Origin of the sequence: Pseudoduganella sp. R-43 (genome assembly GCF_049913255.1) — a bacterium.
GTDB lineage: Bacteria > Pseudomonadota > Gammaproteobacteria > Burkholderiales > Burkholderiaceae_D > Rugamonas.
Map to the genome: position 1 here is coordinate 1330300 of NZ_CP183988.1, position 15127 is coordinate 1345426.

Here is a 15127-nt window from a genome sequence, read left to right on the forward strand (position 1 = left end):
CATTGTCGCGCCGACAGGTATAGAATGCCTGCGTAGAGAGCGATAAAAATGAGGGAAGGGGCAAGGGATACATGGCAAACATTCTCGTAGTTGATGATGAAATGGGCATTCGGGAGCTGCTCTCGGAAATCCTGGGCGACGAAGGTCATGCGGTCACGCTGGCGGAGAACGCCCAACAGGCGCGCCAGGCGCGTGCCGCCGGGGCGCCCGACCTGGTCTTGCTCGACATCTGGATGCCGGACACGGACGGCGTTACGCTGCTCAAGGAATGGCAGCGCGATGGCTTGCTGACCATGCCGGTCATCATGATGTCGGGTCACGCGACCATTGATACCGCGGTGGAGGCAACCCGCATCGGCGCCATGAATTTCCTGGAAAAGCCGATTGCGATGCAGAAGCTGCTGAAGGCAGTGCAGGCCGGCCTGAGCCGCGCACAGGAAGCGGTGCGCGCACCGGTCATGACGACCCGCCCGGTGATGCCGGCGCCGGTCGAGGAAAGCAGTTTCGGCCAGGCGCAGGTGGCGCAGCAACCGGTGACCCACAACCTGGGCATGGCACGCGCCGTCAACGGCGACAACCCGATCTTCAACCTGTCGTTCGACCTGCCGCTGCGCGAAGCGCGCGACGCGTTCGAGCGCATGTACTTCGAACACCACCTGGGCCGCGAAGGCGGCAGCATGACCCGCGTGGCCGAGAAGACGGGACTGGAGCGCACCCACCTGTACCGCAAGCTCAAGCAACTGGGCGTGGAGCCCGGCAAGCTGTCGAAGAAAAACCAGGCTTGATTCCGACTACGCTGGTAACAGGCCCGACGGCCGCAGCACGTGAAAACGCGATTGCGGCCGTTTTGTCGCCTGGCCACGCCACGGCCATCATCCTTGAAGGTTTGGCCGACGCACATTCTCCATTGGTGTATGATGAAAGTGACCCGACGGCATGGCAGCCGCAGGTACACCGCATCGCCCCCGGCTGCCTATGCTGCGCCGGTAATCTTGTCTTACGTGTTACATTGAATCGTCTCTTGCGCCGTCCCCCGGCGCAGCTCTTTATCAGCCTGGCGGATGCCACTCACGTGGATAGCCTGCGCGCCATGCTTGCCACGGCCCCTTACGACGCCCTGCTGCGCCTGGAGCCGGTACTGAACGCTTGAAAATGGCTATGACAGCCCCATCTCGGTTTGGAAACGAAACGTGAAGGAAGCCATATGAACCTCATTTACAACAGCGAGCAATACAGTGTTGTCGAATTTGGCGCAGACCGCAGCCTGGAAGCCTTGCGCTTCGGCGGCTACGAGATCGTCGACAAAGGCGGCAAGCGCGAAATCTTCATTGCCGGGGTCATGGCGCAGAACTTCCGCCGCGACGTTAACGAATTGATTGCCAGCGAGCCCACCATCGAGGAGATCGATGATTTCCTGGGCAACTATGAAGCACTGATGAGTCAACCGGTGCTGCTGCACTAAGTTCTTTTGCATCCTCCGTGGAGCGCTCCCTTGCTCCACCATGGGCAGCCATGCCAGCGCTGCCCGTTTCCTCTGCTGAATCGATTCAAAAGCCCCGTGATAGAATTTGGAAAAATGTCAATTCGACATTTTCTTCACACTTGGGCCAGTAATTGCGTTCTACAACTCCAACGATCGTTCTCAAGCTTCGCTGCTTGATTCTCGTAGGTGCGTTGATATTCAGCGGCTGCGCGCAAGAGAAATCCGCACTGGCCACAGCGTCGATCCGCATCGCCCTCACCGATGCAGCGCCAGGAATGCCTGCGACTGTACTCCCTGAACTCCAGCGGCTAGGGTTCACGGAGCAGCTTAATCCAGCGCATACTCCGCACTTCAGGATTTTCTCGACCAGGATTCCCGAAGAATACATGGTCGGCATCCCGTTGGATTCGGACCAGGAGACTTATCAAATAAATATTTTCTTCAGCGGCCCCAAACCGTTTGGCGAGGCCGGCGTTGTGCTCTACCGAAATCTGGTGGCAGGCCTGAAAGATAGTCTCGGGGCGGCGCGCGTTACCGCCAGCTCGACCAGCGATACAGGGCAGGTTCTGCTCGAGAGCTCACCCCGTTAAGTGCTGCGGCACGCAGCGTACTTCCACGCCTGATCCCCGCGGCGGGAATGATGTGGGAGTATGATTCCCGCTGACACTCCCCTGAACATACTGCCAGAACGCATAACCATGAGCGCCCTCGGATTCAGTCACTACAACCTGCGTGCACCGCGAGCATTGCTTGATGAACTGCGCGACTTCTACTGCGACGTAGTCGGCTTGACCGTTGGCCAGCGACCTCCATTGCGCAGCTTTGGCTATTGGCTTTACGCTGGCGGACATGCCGTTTTGCACCTGTCGGAAGCCGGGCCGGAGGAAGTCAGGCCGACGCAGCCGTCGGGCACATTTGACCACGCAGCCTTTCGTTGTCGTGATCGCCCGGCGTATGAGAGGGCGTTGGCCTTGCGAGACATCCGGTACCGCGTGGCCCTTGTTCCGGCAACGCAGCAGGTCCAGATTTTCCTCACCGATCCAGCTGGAAATGGGGTAGAGCTGAATTTCGATTCTTCCGACGAGGCCTGAAAAGCAGTGCGCTACGGAGACAAATGATGGCGGCCGAAGAAAACGCAATCCGCGCGGTGCACGCGAAGTGGGTCGAGGCAGCCAATGCGGCGGACCTTTCCAGCCTGCTTGCCATCATGACCGAGGACGTCGTCTTCCTCAATCCGGGCGAGGCGCCTATTGGCAGGGAAGGTTTTTCAGCCAAGTTCACTGCGGCCCATCAAGAGTTTCGCATCGCCTGCGGCAGCGAACTGAAAGAGCTGGTCGTAGCGGACGATTTTGCCTACACGCGCAGCGCAGACCACTTGAGCGCGACGCCGCGCGCCGGTGGCAATGCAACCCTGCTTGCCGGACAGCGAATGACAATTTACCGCAAGCTCCCCGACGGCCAGTGGCATCTTTCACGCGACGCGCATACCTTGTCGCCGGTGCAGAGCTTCAATTTCTTTGCCTCGGAAGTTTCAGCCGCGCCAGTCGATGGAATCTGGACAGTCGCATTTGGCGGCCCCGCGCACGGGGACTATTTCCTGGTCCAGCGCGATGTCGAGAACGTGCTGGGTGAGCGCGGACTCAACGTGCACTATATTGAACTGGGGGGCCAGTCGAAGGGATGTTACGGTGGTGTTGAAAAGGTGCAGGTGCTGCCGGATGCAGTGAAATTCCAGTTCACTTCCGACGCTGCGGTGCGCATCGGATTATCCGGGATTGTCGTTTCCTTTAGCCTGTCCAAGGCGGAGCTCGCGTTAGTGTCGTCTGCCTTGGCGCACATAGTGGAGCATGGGCGAGTCGAAGTACTGTAGGCGCCGCCATCAGACTGCCATGACCAATAACCAGCAATTCGTCTTGTATGGAGCTGCGGCTTCCGGCTCAGTAGCCGTTGAAGCCGCCCTGGAGCTGCTTGACATTCCATTCCTGGTAATAGAAGGTGAAACCTGGTCATCGGCAGCAGCGCGGAAGCGTGTTGGAGGGCAAAACGCGCTGCGGCAAGTTCCGACTCTGGTGTTGCCGAGTGGCGAGACGCTCACAGAGAGCGCGGCCATCCTGCTTTGGCTGGCTGACGCTCACCCGGGCGCGAGGTTGGCGCCGGGCCCACATGATCCGTTGCGTGCGCAATTCCTGCGCTGGATGTTTTTCGTCTCGTCAGCAATCTACTCACTGCACTGGATCAAGCCGGATGTGAGCAGGATTGGCGCACCGCAAAGCGCCAGGGATGATGTAGTAGACTCAATCCATGAGCGCATAGCTTTCTGCTGGCGTACCATGGACGCGCAACTTCGCCCTTCCAAGTACTTGCTGGGCGATACCTTGAGCGTACTCGATCTCTTCGTGGCTGTGATTTCGCGCTTCGATCCATGGCGTGAGCGTTTCTATCAAGAGGCGCCAAACATGACTCCAGTGGTCAAGCGCGTCGACGAGAATTCTCGTTTGAAGGCGCTTTGGGAGCGGCGTTTTCCGTCAGACTAGGCAAATACGCGTTAGAAACTCGCGGGAGGATCTATGAAACGCACCTGGACAATCATCGGCGTCGCCGATGTCGCTCATAGCTTCAACTGGTACCAGACTTTGTTTGGCCAGCCAAAGACCGCACCGGCCCACGAATTCTTTGGGCAGGTACGCGACCCCGATGGCACGGTTCTGCTCTGCTTGCACCAGTGGGGATCGCATGACCACCCCACGCTGGCAAGCCCGGGCGATTCGCAGCCCGGCAATGGGCTGTTGCTATTCTTCCGCGTAGACGATTTCGACGAGGCGCTGGCAAGGGCGCGCGGCCTGGTGGCGAACCTCGAAGAAGATGTCAGCGTCAACCCAAGCACCGGCACGAGGGAATTCGCGCTGCGCGATCCGGATGGCTACTACGTCATGGTGAGCGCATGGGACTGAAGACCAGGCTTACGGAAAGGCTCGGGATCGAGCATCCGATCCTGCTTGCGCCGATGGGCGTCATGGCCGGCGGCAGGCTGGCGGCGGCGGTAACCAATGCCGGCGGCCTGGGCATCATCGGCGCTGGCTATGGCGATGCCGAGTGGATCGAGCGGCAATTCGCGGCAGCGGGCGGTGCGCGCGTCGGCTGTGGGTTCATTACGTGGTCGATGGCGCGGGATTCGACGTTGCTCGAGCAGGTCCTGGCCAAACGGCCGGCCGTGCTGATGCTGTCGTTCGGCGAGCTGGAGCCGCACGCTTCGATCATCAAAGCGCGCGGCATCCCGCTGATCTGCCAAGTGCAAGGCATGAAGTACCTGCGCGAGGCCGTCGACGCCGGCGCCGACATCATCGTGGCCGAGGGCTGCGAGGCGGGCGGCCATAGCGGCCATCGAGGCTTGTTCACGCTGGTGCCTGAAGCGGCCGATTACCTGGCAAAGCATGCGCCAGAAACGGTGCTGGTAGCGGCCGGCGGAGTCGGTGACGGGCGAGGGCTCGCGGCAGCGCTGATGCTCGGCGCGGACGGTGTCCTGGTTGGCACCCGTTTCATCGCGGCGGCCGAATCGGAGGCGCCGGAAGGCTTCCGGCAAGCGATCATTCGTGCCGATGGCGACGCTACGATCAAGTCCAACTCGGTCGACGTGGTGCGCAAGCGTTACTGGCCTAACTCGGAATTCGTGGTCCGAGTGCTGAAGAATGATTTTGTCTCGGCATGGCATGGGCGCGAGCGCGAACTGGAGAAATCAATCGATGTCGAGTTCGAGCGGTTCTGGGATGCGTTCAGGAAGGGCGACGCCGACAATTCCGGCGTACTGATGGGGGAGGTTTCCGGCATCATCCTGGATGCGCCACCGGCCGCAGAGATCATTCAGAAGATGGTTATACAAGCGACCACCTTACTGTGCAAACATGCTGATTTGACGCCGACCCTAGCCCCGCCATTATGATGACCGATTTCAAATTGATCGCAGGCCGCCTCGTTACCGAAATTAGAAAAGACATCTTTTTTTTCGGAACCTGCGGAGTAGTGGTCGGACTACTAATGCTCTGGCAGTTCAAGCTCAAAACGCTTGGCGTTGCCACAGGAAAGGCGTGGCCAACAGAGCTTTTTTCCGATTTCGTGTCGTTCAATGCGTTCACGCTGGTATTCGTTGGCTTGATAGCGATTGCGGCAGCGTCAACGTTGTTTCGGAGCTTTGGCTTTCCATTGCCTCGGCTTGAGGCCTTGGTAGCTCATCTTGAAGAGCGGCTATCGCAGATCGCAAGTTCGATCATTTCATTTACCCTGGGATTGTCCGCATTGGCGCTCTTGCATGCCGTGCTCACGCTGGAACAGGGCGGCCTGGCACTGGCGCTTCTTGTCATGATTTTCGATTGCGTCATATTTTTTGGCTTCGTTACGGCTGGCGCCATTGCGCGTCGTGTCGCGCCATTCGATCAGAGGGGACCGTCGTTATTGGCCTTAGGTGGCTCAGTGATTTTCGTTGGTATTTGCCTAGTCAATGGCATCAACTAATTCCTTCGCGGTAAAGGCAGTTGATTTAGGCCCGCACGGGCTCTGGATGCATAGTGAAGGCCATTGCTTCGGCCTCGCAACCTGTTAAAGTTGTGGGATGTGCCAATTACTTGCAATGAACTGCAATGTCCCGACCGACATTGTGTTCAGTTTCACCGGCTTCGCCCTGCGCGGCGGGCAGACCGATACCCACCATGACGGCTGGGGCATCGCCTTTTTCGAAGGCGCCGGCGTGCGCCATTTTGTCGACCACCAGGCCGCGATCCATTCGCCGATTGCGGAACTTATCAAAAACTATCCGATCAAGTCCAAGAACGTGATCGCGCATATCCGCAAGGCCACGCAGGGCGAGGTCATGCTGGAGAACTGCCACCCCTTCGTGCGCGAGCTGTGGGGCCGCTACTGGGTGTTTGCCCATAACGGCGACCTGAAGGAATTCGCGCCGGTGCTGCATGGGCCTTTCCGTCCGGTCGGCACTACCGACAGCGAACAGGCCTTCTGCCTGATCCTGCAGGAATTGAGCGAGCGCTTCGGCGATACCTGTCCGCCGCTGCCGATGCTGCGCGCGCAGATCGAGAAGACCGTGCGCAGCATCGCCGCACACGGCACTTTCAACATGATGCTCTCCGACGGCCGCGCGCTGTTTGCGCATTGTTCGACCCATCTGCACTACATCGTGCGCCAATATCCCTTCGATACGGCCAAGCTGTCGGACGAGGATGTGAGCGTGGATTTCTCTCAGGTCACCACGCCAAACGACCGCGTGGCCGTGATCGTCACCCAGCCACTAACTACTAATGAGCAATGGACGGCCTTCGCGCCGGGCGAGATGAAGTGCTTTGTGGATGGCCTGCCGCAGAAACGGGACTTCGAGAAAATTTAACAGACACCGGCAGGATTTGATGCCAAAATGGCAGGACACGTCAGGAATTTCCCTATGATCGACCTTTCCAGCAACGATGCGGCCTCCCAGAGCCTGAAAGTTCGCGAATTTTATCTGGGCCGCCAGCCGATCCTGGACCGCAACCAGGCCTTGTTCGGTTACGAGTTGCTTTTTCGCAACGCCCCGGTTGGGCCGGCCAATATTAATACTTCCGCGCTGTCTGCTACCGCTGCGGTAGTGGCGCACGCCGCGCAACTGGGCATGGAGCGCACCATCGGCGATGCGATCGGCTTCGTCAACGTCGATGCCGATGCGATCCTGAGCGATATCTTTGGCTTCCTGCCGCGCGAAAAACTGGTGCTGGAAGTTAGCGCTGCCAACACCCTGGCGCCAGCTGTGCTGTCGCGCATGTCGGAGCTGGTGAGCCACGGCTTCCGCTTCTCGCTGGACGATATCAATCCCGATTCGCCGCAGTTGCCTGCGCTGTTGCCGATGGTGGAATACGTCAAGCTGTCGATGCGCGACATGCCGCTTGATGGCCTGGTCCAGCTGGCCCCGCGCATCAAGCAGGACGGCAAAAAGCTGGTGGCCAGCAAGGTCGAGAATCGCGACGAATTCAAGAATTGCCTGGACCTGGGCTGCGATTACTTCCAGGGCTATTACTTTGCCAAGCCGGTCATCATGAGCGGCAAGAAGCTGTCGCCGTCGCAAATGGCGGTGATGGAGCTGATGACCCTCGTGACCTCGGATGCGGACAACGCCGAGATCGAGCGCGCCATCAAAAAGGACGTTTCGCTGGCCCTCAACCTGCTGCGCCTGGTGAATACGCCGGCCGTAGGCGCGCGCCAGCGCATCGATTCCCTGAGCCAGGCGGTGCATGTCCTGGGCCGTCGCCAGCTTCAGCGCTGGCTGCAGATCATGCTGTACGCGGAGCCTGGCAAGCGCGGACATTCCATGACGCCCTTGCTGATGCTGGCCACCACGCGCGGCCGCCTGCTGGAACTGTTGGCGACCAAGCTGCGCCCGGCCCACCGGCACGTGGCCGATATCGCTTTCACGGTTGGCATCATGTCGCTGATGGATACGCTGTTTGGCATTCCGATGCAGGAAATCCTGGCGCAGATCCCGATGGGGGATGAGGTCGGGGAAGCGCTCGTGTTCCGCGGCGGCTTCTTCGGCGACCTGCTCAAGCTGGCCGAATGCATCGAGCGCCTGGAAGACATGGACACGCGCATCCTTCCGGCGCTGGCCGACCTCGCGATTTCGACCGAGGAACTGGTGGAGCTGGAAATGTCGGCATTTGAATGGAGTGACAACGTGGTGCGATACGCCCTGTAGAGGCATATGCACCGATGGCGGCGCCGCAGTAGCGGCGCCGTTTTTTTTCCGGAGGACGAAGAGTGTTAAGTGTCAGTGGGTTGAGCAAATCTTATGGCGAGCGGCGCGCGGTCGACGGCGTTTCGTTCCAGGTGCAGCGGGGCCAGACCGTGGGCCTGCTGGGGCCGAACGGCGCCGGCAAGTCGACGACAGTCAGCATGATCTGCGGCTTGATCAAGGCCGACGCGGGCAGCGTCACGCTGGATGGCGAGCCGGTGGTGCATGGCGCCAGCTCGGCCAAGATGAAGCTGGGGCTGGTGCCGCAAGACCTGGCCTTATACGAAGAGCTCCCCGCAATCGAAAACCTCAAGCTGTTCGGCGCCCTGTATGGCATGAAGGGCGCAGCGCTGGTCAAGCGCGCGCAAGAAGTGCTGGCGCTTGTGGGCCTGTCGGACCGTGCGAAGGAAAAGCCTTCGACATTCTCGGGCGGTATGAAGCGCCGCCTGAATATCGGCGCGGCGCTGCTGCATGATCCGCAATTGCTGATTCTCGACGAGCCGACTGTGGGCGTTGACCCGCAAAGCCGCAATGCCATTTTTGAGACGCTGGAAGCGTTGAAGGCACAAGGGCGCTCGCTGATTTACACCAGCCATTACATGGAAGAAGTGGAGCGGCTGGCCGACCATATCGTGATCATCGACCACGGCAAGGTGCTGGCAGATGCGCCGCCGGCGGAACTGTACCGCCGCCTGCCGACGCAAGCAGCCCTGCAGGTGGAATTGGCGGGCAGCGACGTCCTGCCGGCGGAGTTGCTGGTCGCGTCGCTGGCTGGCTTGCCGGGCGTCGCTGGCGTGCGCCGCGATGGCGTCTCGCTAGACATCAGCCTGCACGGCGCCGCCCATGCCGCACCGGTGCTGCGCTGGCTGGATGAGCAGGGGCACACGCTGGCTCATTTCTCCACCGCCCGTACCAAGCTGGAAGACATCTTCCTTTCCCTGACCGGCCGCACCTTGCGCGACTAAGGAATTCCGATGACAGCAATTATTGCAATGATCCGCAAGGACCTGATCCTCTACATCAACGACAAGCGCGCGTTGATGCTCAACTTGCTGATGCCGATCGTGCTGGCGGCCTTCTTTGGCTCACTGTTCGGCGGCGGCGACAGCGGCAACAACAGCAAGATCGAAATCGGCCTTGTGCAGCAGGACAGCAGCGTGATCGGCCGAAAAGTCGGCGACTCGCTGAAGGCCGATGCCAACTTGACCGTCAAGGAAATGAGCCTGCAGGAAGCGCAGGAAAAAGTCCGTTCAGGCAAGCTGATGGTGGCCGTCGTGATCCCGGCCGGTTTCGGCGATGCTGCCGGCCAGTCGCTGTTCCAGTCAGGCAGCAAGCCGGAATTGCCGGTGTATTACGATCCATCGCAATCGACCGTGCTGGCGATGGTGAAAGGCTTGCTGACGCAGCACGTTATGCAGGGCGTGACTGGTGAAGTGATGGGCGGCAGCGCGACGGGCGCCAAGTTCACCGACGACAGCCTGAAGAAACTGGAGAATTCTCCTGCGAGCGATGAAAAGGAAGCGCTGGTCGGCCTGCTGGGCAGCCTGAAGAAATTCCAGGAGCAGGAAGCTGCCAAACCGGCCAGGGAGTCGAGAGGCGGCGGTGGCTTGAGCGTGCCGTTTACCACGAAGGATCAAGCTCTCAGCTCAGGTCCGAAGTACAACGGTTACGCGCACTCGTTTGCCGGAATGGGCGTGCAGTTCATCCTGTTCATGGGGATCGACCTCGGTATCGGCATCCTGCTGGCGCGCCGCATGGGGATCTGGAACCGTTTGCTGGCGGCGCCGGTGACCATGTCGCAAGTGCTGCTTGCGCGCGCGTTGTCGGGCGCGATGATTGCCGCCGGCCTGATGACAGCGATCTACTTCTGCGCGATGTTGATCTTTAAAGTGCAGGTGACCAATGTGCCGGGATTTGCACTGGTGGTAGCAGCCTTCTCGCTGATGACTGCTTCGTTCGGCTTGTTGATTGCAGCGTTCGGCAAGACGCCCGAGGCGGCGCGCGGGCTGGCGGTTTTTGCCACCCTGATCCTGGTGATGCTGGGCGGGGCTTGGGTGCCGACGTTCGTGTTCCCTGCGTGGATGCAGCAGCTGACCATTATTGTGCCGACGCGCTGGGCGGTTGACGGCCTGGATGCCATGACCTGGCGTGGGCTGGGAATGGATGTGGCGCTGCAGACGGCTGGCGTGCAGCTTGCGTTCGCGGTGGTATTCGGGACGCTGGCAATCTGGCGCTTCCGAGCGCAGGCACGCTAATTCGGCTAAACCGGTGCCTGCTTTATCGACGCAGGCACATGGCCGCCGTTTGACGTGCGGCGAATCAGGCATGAGCCGTGGATGAATCGGAAAGGCTTGTCGAGGTGAACGGGTGAAGGCGAAAAATGTGATCTTGGCTGCAGCGATGCTGATAGCACAAAGCGCTTTCGGGTGGGGCGACCTCCAGTAACGGCCAATAACGGAAGTTGCGAATCGATTAGGACTTCACATGCAATATACATTGAGGAAGATGGAATGACATTTGACGAGCCCGCGCCGCGACTCGGATCGCTGGATACTGAACCAGTTTCAGGAGCGACTCCACCGCCTTCTTATTTGCTTGAACGTTCAGACATCTCGACTGAAATCGTTCTCGACATACTCGGCCGGTATCAGGTGACGCTCGATACTCAAAGTTTTCCGGCGGCTCTGTATGCCGAGTCGCTGATCTACATGCTCTACTGGTTCCATCGCTTGCGTGATCCGATTCGCAAGAATGGCATCGAAGTCAACATTGCCAGCTATCTGAACATCGAACCTCGATCCGAGGTGATCGCTGCACTGCTTTCCCATCAAGAGCTCAAGAGGCGTGCGAAGGACCGAATTGAACAGGGCACCCTCGTTCGCAGGACCGTCGACGTACTTGTGATGCGCGAAAGGTCGAATGGGAAGGAATTCCTGGTCCTGGACCGGGCCTTTTTCCCCACCGGCATGGCACTGCCAGGCGGTTTGCTCCAGGACGAAGACGAGCTGAACGATATTGGAATCCCTGGCGACATTTTTGCTGCGCTAAGGATTACCGCATCCAAGGTGCTGCGAGCTGCCGCCATCCATTATGGAATCTCGGAACGCAACGGACGAAAATACTATTTTTCCGCGACCGAGACTGGCGAAGAAGCCCGAGTCTATATGGACAGGACCATATCGCACGGGTTTCGCGATCACCTCAGAGACATTACCGCGCCGTCGGACCCACGCCATATCGTCGACACCATCGGCCTCCTCGTCGAGATCACGGATACGGAAAAGGTTCAGGGCCGTTGGATCACTGAGAGCCTGGTTACCACACCCAACACGAGAAATGGCGCATTCGCTTTCAGACATCACAAGCAGATTGTTGCCGCGCTCCTCGCAAAGAACTTCACGAAGACCAAAGGCGTTTCTCATCACGAATGGATCCGGAAAGCGGTAACTAGTCCGCTGGACGTTTACCGGAATATCAGGGCGCGGTTCAGCCAGAATAATGACAGGCCGGACACGCCGGTCATAGAATTATTGCCGGTCGTCGACTACGTCCGCAGCCAGATGACTTCCCCATCGGTCGATGAGAGTTGCAGCGGCAATGCGGCACTGGAAATCATGCGAGACCAATTGCTGCACAAGCTTCATCATGTCACGATCGAGAACGGACCGATGTGTCCGTATGCGCCGACCTTGCGCGTCTTGTTCGAAGCAGTAGCCTTCTTCGACGTGGTATGGCGTACCAGAAAAAACTTGAGCACCCACTTTCAGAAGAATTACTGGTACCGCTACGAACACCTGATGAGCCGAATCCCGGAAGCAATCATCATTCCGACTTTTGATAACATCTCTGCGACGGACCTCATGAAGGTCCGGGGCGCCCCTATCTATTTCATTGGGGTGTCGACCGAGCCAGTGTATGTGGATGAGTTCTGGCAATCTCCGCTTGAGTTTCTCATCCATGACCTGAACCACGCATGGAAGATGCTCGATATGGATGACAGATTCTTGCGAGCACATCCGGACATGAGCAGGGACGCATTCATGGAGGCGTCCAATCGCTTCATTCGCGCCTATTTGCCGACGATCGCCGTTCAGAAATCCGATACGGAGTTGCAGAAAGAGATCAAGAAGCTCAAGAAGATTCTGCTGTTCGAAGTCGGCCACGAAGATGGGCGACCGCTACTGCCAGGCATCATCGCCGAGACGCTTCTGGAAGCCGAAGGATACGAATTTCCGGACAATGTCGTTCGCTACGCTGACCGCGAAAGCCAGGCATATCTGGAAAGACGCATCATAGGTGGAATTACTGCGCTATCCTATGTTCGGCACAAATTGCAACACGGTTTCTTCGACCAGACCGACTCGCAGAATATTCAGATCGTCAGCCCAAAATTTCGGACGGTAGAATGGATCGTAACTGCGGCAGTTGAATTGCTGGAGGAAATGCATGCAGTGATCCCCCCGGAAATTCAGGCTGAGGGGTTGACGGAGTACCTCATGCGGCAAGCCTGCTCAAGGGGCCCAACAATTCTCCATGCACCCGAAAACCTAGATCCGGTGATTGAGAACTACGGCGATGGAACAATGCTCGACAGCAGCAGAAAAGTTGCCATCGATGAGGGTGAGCGGGCGGATATTGAATCGCCCTGAGTCAGGCTGCGTCACCTTGGTGAATGAGTACAATCGGCCAATAGCCGACGTCCGCCATTGCAGGGGCCCATGTTACACTTGTTTTTTTGCCATCTTCAACGCGTGTATCAGAAATACAATGGTTATCTTTAACATCAGCGCAGCTATTTGCTTCTTTGTGATCTGGGTCGCTACCCAGTTACTCGGACACTTTTTCCCCGCGACGCCGCAGGCCTTGGCAACATTCTTAATAGCTGCCGTCGTTTTCCTTGTTGGGTTAGGGGCCGAGTTGGTCGACTTGAAACCTAGGGTCTTCTTTTTACCGATTTGGTTTGTCGGACTAGTTCTTTCGCTACGAGGCCTATTCCTCCACGCTAGTATCTGGCCCTTTGTGGCGGCGGTCACTGCAAGCTGCTTTGGGGGAATCTGGATTTTCATGCGCTCCAATCCGGTCGTAGAACCAACTCCGGCCTCGTCTGCGGATGATGGTCTCTAAAGAGCGAGGGTTTGCGTGTTTTTAACACGCCGCTTTTGCTGATAGATTGACACGTGCCAGTTGTCGCATTGTGCGTGGCGACTGAAGTCGGCCAACAGCAGCCGCCTGACTTTTTTGGAGAATTGAATGTCATTTAACTCGCTCCCGATTCACGATGCCACGCTGGCAGCCGTGTACATAAGTTGGCAAGCAGCTCGGTGCGATATAAGATTGCTCCCTGTTGGTCAGCCTCCCCACTTGCTGACATTCGAAGGCTTCACCAACGTCGAGCTGCCTCGACGTGAAGATTGGGGACCGTCTTCATCGATTAACTCGTCAAATCAATCGGACACCGGGCAATTTGAGATCGAAATTCAATCCGGGGATACAATTCGAATCGAAGCTGCGCACTGGGCTTTTCGCCCTGAGGGCACGTGACGGCCAGCAGCGGTCGCTTGAACATATAGATTCTAATCGAAGACATGGCAATACTTGATAATTTACCGGCGCTTACTGGCAAAGAGGCGTATCACGCAATGCTCGAATTTTTGCGCATTGAACTTGAGCTCTCAGGAAAAGACGGTATTGTCCACTTGGGCGGCTTGTTGGCCGAATTGGAGCTGGAGCCGAATGGCGAGTCTGCAGATCAAGGTGGGACCCTGCAATTTGCTGATGCAGTAAATCGGGTAGTGATGCAACGCGATAGCCGGCGCGATTGACTTCCGGCTCCGGCCAGCAGCGGCCACATTCGACAGCAAATTTGGGGTAGATGAGAAATGGAAGAGAAGCACCTCAGCGTGCCGGAATCTCAAGCGGATGTCGATGCCGCCGCTAGGTATGAGATCAAACGATACCCGCCGCCGTTGTTCGAGATTTTCAAGCCAGCTAAGGCGTTCTTTGTAATCGGCGCAATAGCCCTTGGTGCTTGCGTGTCCATTGATCGTACAGGCTACCCCAGAATTTTTGGTTTAGCGGTCATTGTTATGTTTGTCGCAGTCTCAGCCGCCTTTGTTGCAGCTTATTTCTGCGTAACGAATATTCTCTGCCCAATTTGCATGCGCAAGTGTAAGTCCTCTTTTTTGCCCAATGGCAACCATAGTGCAATATGCACTAACTGCATGACGGAATGGGATACGGGACTAGGGACCGATTAATTTTCGCATCGGTAATCATCGGCCCGAGTCGGAGTGGATTCGGCAGACTGTGAGCCGGCAGAGTCCGGCCATCAGCAGACAACGACATGCTTTCTAGACAAAGGCTCGCCCCTCAGAATTGTTAGGACCAGTTCATGAAGTATTTTTTGCTCGCATTCACTTCGCTTTTATTAGCTGCGGCAGACTCATCGGCATGCAGTTTTCCGATTTCTACACTTGACCAGCAAGTAGAACGAGCAGACGAAATTTTCATTGCGACGCTCGTTGAAGCAAAGGTCATCCCGAAAAGTGAGCGAACCGAATGGCCATATATTGAGGGGCGCTTTGAAACAAAGAGAGTCCTGAAAGGCCGAGAGCAACCGAAGATCATTACGCTCACAACTGGCTTGGGGCGAGGCGATTGTGGTATAGGAATGTCCGTCTCGTACAAATACGTGATTTTTAAAGGAACGAAGGACACCGGAATAGATGATCCAAGTGGAACTCAACTTATTGAAGATTTCCAAGAAGAGGAACTGTCTGCAAAGATTCAAGCAGCAGTGCGACGGCAAAGAAATATGCAGAAGCAAAAGTAATCTACTCGCATTAATTCTTGAAAAGAATGCTCGTAAAGCGAACTTCCGG

General features: G+C 57.6%; 19 protein-coding genes. 18 read left to right on the plus strand and 1 reads right to left on the minus strand.

Features of this window, described 5'->3' with window-relative positions; all coding sequences use genetic code 11:
- Positions 1-71 precede the first annotated feature (71 nt).
- The 15 genes from ACN9M3_RS06210 (at position 72) to ACN9M3_RS06280 (ending at position 12895) form a co-directional block, all read left to right on the plus strand.
- Positions 72-785, plus strand: a complete 714-nt coding sequence (locus ACN9M3_RS06210) for a response regulator (RefSeq protein ID WP_426168703.1) — start codon at positions 72-74, stop codon at positions 783-785.
- Positions 786-1009: 224 nt separating this feature from the next.
- The gene (locus tag ACN9M3_RS06215; RefSeq protein ID WP_426321208.1) at positions 1010-1150 is read left to right on the plus strand and encodes a hypothetical protein; all 141 of its coding nucleotides are present in this window, start codon (positions 1010-1012) and stop codon (positions 1148-1150) included.
- A 54-nt stretch (positions 1151-1204) separates the two neighbouring features.
- Positions 1205-1462 (plus strand): BTH_I0359 family protein, encoded by a 258-nt coding sequence (locus ACN9M3_RS06220; RefSeq protein ID WP_055928525.1) that lies wholly within the window; start codon positions 1205-1207, stop codon positions 1460-1462.
- A gap of 194 nt (positions 1463-1656) precedes the next feature.
- Positions 1657-2073, plus strand: a complete 417-nt coding sequence (locus ACN9M3_RS06225; RefSeq protein ID WP_426321210.1) for a hypothetical protein — start codon at positions 1657-1659, stop codon at positions 2071-2073.
- 108 nt (positions 2074-2181) lie between these two features.
- Positions 2182-2574: a VOC family protein gene (locus tag ACN9M3_RS06230; protein ID WP_426321212.1), complete on the plus strand. Its 393-nt coding sequence runs from the start codon at positions 2182-2184 to the stop codon at positions 2572-2574.
- A gap of 23 nt (positions 2575-2597) precedes the next feature.
- Entirely contained in the window at positions 2598-3353 is a 756-nt protein-coding gene (locus tag ACN9M3_RS06235; RefSeq protein ID WP_426321214.1) for an Imm10 family immunity protein, read from the plus strand.
- 19 nt (positions 3354-3372) lie between these two features.
- Positions 3373-4017, plus strand: a complete 645-nt coding sequence (locus ACN9M3_RS06240; protein ID WP_426321216.1) for a glutathione S-transferase family protein — start codon at positions 3373-3375, stop codon at positions 4015-4017.
- A 33-nt stretch (positions 4018-4050) separates the two neighbouring features.
- Positions 4051-4434: a VOC family protein gene (locus ACN9M3_RS06245; RefSeq protein ID WP_426168717.1), complete on the plus strand. Its 384-nt coding sequence runs from the start codon at positions 4051-4053 to the stop codon at positions 4432-4434.
- Positions 4425-5420, plus strand: a complete 996-nt coding sequence (locus ACN9M3_RS06250) for an NAD(P)H-dependent flavin oxidoreductase (RefSeq protein ID WP_426321218.1) — start codon at positions 4425-4427, stop codon at positions 5418-5420. The genes ACN9M3_RS06245 and ACN9M3_RS06250 overlap by 10 nt, the downstream gene beginning before the upstream one ends.
- A complete protein-coding gene (locus ACN9M3_RS06255; protein ID WP_426321220.1) occupies positions 5417-5989 on the plus strand; it encodes a hypothetical protein in 573 nt (190 codons plus the stop codon). Before ACN9M3_RS06250 ends, ACN9M3_RS06255 begins: the two co-directional genes overlap by 4 nt.
- 97 nt (positions 5990-6086) lie before the next feature.
- Positions 6087-6872 (plus strand): class II glutamine amidotransferase, encoded by a 786-nt coding sequence (locus ACN9M3_RS06260; protein ID WP_426321222.1) that lies wholly within the window; start codon positions 6087-6089, stop codon positions 6870-6872.
- 54 nt (positions 6873-6926) lie between these two features.
- Positions 6927-8210 (plus strand): EAL and HDOD domain-containing protein, encoded by a 1284-nt coding sequence (locus tag ACN9M3_RS06265; RefSeq protein ID WP_426168728.1) that lies wholly within the window; start codon positions 6927-6929, stop codon positions 8208-8210.
- Between the two features lie 80 nt (positions 8211-8290).
- Positions 8291-9211 carry an ABC transporter ATP-binding protein gene (locus ACN9M3_RS06270; RefSeq protein WP_426321224.1) on the plus strand — a complete coding sequence of 307 codons (921 nt, stop codon included), beginning with the start codon at positions 8291-8293 and terminating at the stop codon, positions 9209-9211.
- A gap of 9 nt (positions 9212-9220) precedes the next feature.
- Positions 9221-10501, plus strand: a complete 1281-nt coding sequence (locus ACN9M3_RS06275) for an ABC transporter permease (RefSeq protein ID WP_426321226.1) — start codon at positions 9221-9223, stop codon at positions 10499-10501.
- A gap of 255 nt (positions 10502-10756) precedes the next feature.
- Positions 10757-12895 carry a hypothetical protein gene (locus tag ACN9M3_RS06280; protein WP_426321228.1) on the plus strand — a complete coding sequence of 713 codons (2139 nt, stop codon included), beginning with the start codon at positions 10757-10759 and terminating at the stop codon, positions 12893-12895.
- A gap of 72 nt (positions 12896-12967) precedes the next feature.
- On the opposite strand, the gene ACN9M3_RS06285 is transcribed toward ACN9M3_RS06280, so the two are convergent.
- Positions 12968-13312 carry a hypothetical protein gene (locus ACN9M3_RS06285; protein ID WP_426321230.1) on the minus strand — a complete coding sequence of 115 codons (345 nt, stop codon included), beginning with the start codon at positions 13310-13312 and terminating at the stop codon, positions 12968-12970.
- Between the two features lie 519 nt (positions 13313-13831).
- On the opposite strand from ACN9M3_RS06285, the gene ACN9M3_RS06290 reads away from it, so the two are divergent.
- From ACN9M3_RS06290 to ACN9M3_RS06300, 3 genes are all read left to right on the plus strand, one after another.
- The gene (locus ACN9M3_RS06290) at positions 13832-14068 is read left to right on the plus strand and encodes a hypothetical protein (protein WP_426321231.1); all 237 of its coding nucleotides are present in this window, start codon (positions 13832-13834) and stop codon (positions 14066-14068) included.
- 57 nt (positions 14069-14125) lie between these two features.
- On the plus strand, positions 14126-14503 hold the full coding sequence (locus ACN9M3_RS06295) for a hypothetical protein (protein WP_426321233.1): 378 nt from the start codon (positions 14126-14128) through the stop codon (positions 14501-14503).
- 134 nt (positions 14504-14637) lie between these two features.
- Positions 14638-15078, plus strand: a complete 441-nt coding sequence (locus tag ACN9M3_RS06300) for a hypothetical protein (RefSeq protein ID WP_426321235.1) — start codon at positions 14638-14640, stop codon at positions 15076-15078.
- The last annotated feature ends 49 nt before the right edge of the window (positions 15079-15127 follow it).

Coding starts and splice junctions, on each gene's coding strand:
- ACN9M3_RS06300 (WP_426321235.1), top strand. CDS start 14,638: ATGAAGTATTTTTTGCTCGCATTCACTTCGCTTTTATTAGCTGCGGCA.
- ACN9M3_RS06275 (WP_426321226.1), top strand. CDS start 9,221: ATGACAGCAATTATTGCAATGATCCGCAAGGACCTGATCCTCTACATC.
- ACN9M3_RS06210 (WP_426168703.1), top strand. CDS start 72: ATGGCAAACATTCTCGTAGTTGATGATGAAATGGGCATTCGGGAGCTG.
- ACN9M3_RS06295 (WP_426321233.1), top strand. CDS start 14,126: ATGGAAGAGAAGCACCTCAGCGTGCCGGAATCTCAAGCGGATGTCGAT.
- ACN9M3_RS06220 (WP_055928525.1), top strand. CDS start 1,205: ATGAACCTCATTTACAACAGCGAGCAATACAGTGTTGTCGAATTTGGC.
- ACN9M3_RS06235 (WP_426321214.1), top strand. CDS start 2,598: ATGATGGCGGCCGAAGAAAACGCAATCCGCGCGGTGCACGCGAAGTGG.
- ACN9M3_RS06240 (WP_426321216.1), top strand. CDS start 3,373: ATGACCAATAACCAGCAATTCGTCTTGTATGGAGCTGCGGCTTCCGGC.
- ACN9M3_RS06290 (WP_426321231.1), top strand. CDS start 13,832: ATGGCAATACTTGATAATTTACCGGCGCTTACTGGCAAAGAGGCGTAT.
- ACN9M3_RS06255 (WP_426321220.1), top strand. CDS start 5,417: ATGATGACCGATTTCAAATTGATCGCAGGCCGCCTCGTTACCGAAATT.
- ACN9M3_RS06250 (WP_426321218.1), top strand. CDS start 4,425: ATGGGACTGAAGACCAGGCTTACGGAAAGGCTCGGGATCGAGCATCCG.
- ACN9M3_RS06230 (WP_426321212.1), top strand. CDS start 2,182: ATGAGCGCCCTCGGATTCAGTCACTACAACCTGCGTGCACCGCGAGCA.
- ACN9M3_RS06260 (WP_426321222.1), top strand. CDS start 6,087: ATGTGCCAATTACTTGCAATGAACTGCAATGTCCCGACCGACATTGTG.
- ACN9M3_RS06280 (WP_426321228.1), top strand. CDS start 10,757: ATGACATTTGACGAGCCCGCGCCGCGACTCGGATCGCTGGATACTGAA.
- ACN9M3_RS06285 (WP_426321230.1), bottom strand. CDS start 13,312: ATGAAAATCCAGATTCCCCCAAAGCAGCTTGCAGTGACCGCCGCCACA.
- ACN9M3_RS06265 (WP_426168728.1), top strand. CDS start 6,927: ATGATCGACCTTTCCAGCAACGATGCGGCCTCCCAGAGCCTGAAAGTT.
- ACN9M3_RS06245 (WP_426168717.1), top strand. CDS start 4,051: ATGAAACGCACCTGGACAATCATCGGCGTCGCCGATGTCGCTCATAGC.